Origin of the sequence: Pseudomonas sp. EL_65y_Pfl2_R96 (genome assembly GCF_963970905.1) — a bacterium.
In the GTDB taxonomy this organism is placed as follows: domain Bacteria; phylum Pseudomonadota; class Gammaproteobacteria; order Pseudomonadales; family Pseudomonadaceae; genus Aquipseudomonas.
Genome location: NZ_CAXAQH010000087.1, coordinates 1 through 1,689, shown reverse-complemented (window position 1 = coordinate 1,689; position 1,689 = coordinate 1). Strand labels below are relative to the sequence as shown.

1 protein-coding gene is annotated in these 1,689 nt (G+C 54.4%); it reads left to right on the top strand.

Annotated features, from left to right (window positions below; translation table 11 throughout):
* The first annotated feature begins 107 nt into the window (after window positions 1-107).
* Window positions 108-1,636 (top strand): IS3 family transposase gene (locus AACY49_RS29515; protein WP_445262669.1). Its coding sequence is split into 2 segments (ribosomal slippage): window positions 108-549 and window positions 549-1,636, totalling 1,530 coding nucleotides; the frame shifts between segments, so codons are not numbered across the junction.
* The last annotated feature ends 53 nt before the right edge of the window (window positions 1,637-1,689 follow it).

Genomic DNA, 1,689 nt, shown 5'->3' with positions numbered 1-1,689 from the left:
GGTTCCGCTCTTACAGCGGGTCACTTTTGGCAAACGCCCTCCGTGTCAGGCTACCTGTCGCCCTTGTTGATTGACTCAGTCACTCAAGAGGGCGAAGGTGATTAGCAATGGCAAAGCGTTATGACGACGACTTCAAAGATTGGGTCGTCCTGCAAATGATGCCTCCCCTTAATCGCTCGGTGGCGGAACTCGCCATTGCGCTCAATCTCACGCCTCAGTCACTGCGTAACTGGAGACAAATGGCTAGAGATAAAGGTTTGATCGTGCCGGGAAACGGCAAGACCAGTGATCAATGGTCCAGCGCCGATAAATTCAATGCTGTCATGGAAACCGCCCCGTTGAGCGAGGTGGAAATTTCTCAATATTGCCGAATCAAGGGAATTTATCCTGAGCAGATTCAGCAGTGGCGCGAGGCGTGCCAAAACGCCAATACCCTTGCTGATTTGAAACCCAGCGCAGAAAAAACCGCCGAGCAGCGGCGAATCAAAGATCTGGAACGTCAGTTGATCCAATCCGATGCTGGACGTGCGGAGGCGGTGGCTTTGCTGGAACTCAGAAAAAAAGCCAATGCGATCTGGGGCAAGGACAAGGAAGACTGATCAGCGCCTCTGATCGCACGCAAGCCATGAAGTTGATTGCTGAAGCGGTGTTGAGTGGGGCTCGTCGATATCGAGCGTGTAATGAACTAGGGCTGAGCCTGCGCACAGTTCAACGTTGGCGACACGCCGACTGCGACGGGCGCCTACTAGCTCAGCGAGCAGCACCGTCGAACAAGCTCAGTGAGACAGAGCGCCAAGCGGTGCTTGATGCTGCCAACCAGGCTGGCTATGCCAGCCTCACCCCACACCAGATCGTTCCAAAACTGGCCGATGAAGGTATCTACCTGGCTTCGGAGTCGACGTTTTACCGTGTGTTAAAAGCCGCTAATCAAAACGTGCGTCGCGGCCGAACCAAGGCTCCGAAACGCAAGGTACTGACTACGCATCGCGCTGACGCACCCAATCAGGTGTGGTGCTGGGATATCACTTGGCTACCCAGCACTGTCAGAGGTCGTTTTTTCTACTGGTACATGGTCAAGGATGTCTACAGCCGCAAGCTCGTGGCCAATGAAGTGCATGAGGTGGAATGTGCCGAACACGCGTGTGAGCTGCTTAGAAAGGGATGCTTGCGTGAGCATACAGCGGGTCGTCCGTTGGTCCTGCACTCGGATAACGGCCACGTCATGAGAGGTTCCTTGTTGCGCGAAAGCATGATTGCCCTGGGCGTCGAGCCGTCCTTTAGTCGGCCAAGGGTGAGCAATGACAACGCTTACGCCGAAGCACTTTTCCGTACCGCAAAGTACTGCCCACTCTGGCCGGATCAACCATTTGATACGGTTACTGAGGCAAGACTTTGGGTGCAGAAATTTATCGAGTGGTACAACGAGGATCACCGCCACAGCGCCCTGAAATACGTGACGCCAAACGAGCGGCACGAAGGCAAAGCAACGGCTCTATTACAAGCTAGGACAGTGCTTTATGAGGATGCCAGGGAGGTTAATCCGAGCCGCTGGAGCACTCGAACACGTAACTGGAAGCTGGCAGATGCGGTGTATTTAAACCCAGAGCGCCCTGAAATTAAGGACGCAACGGGCTAACAACTGGAGGACCAAGGCGACAGGTACCTTGACACGTACCGAACGCCCCAAAA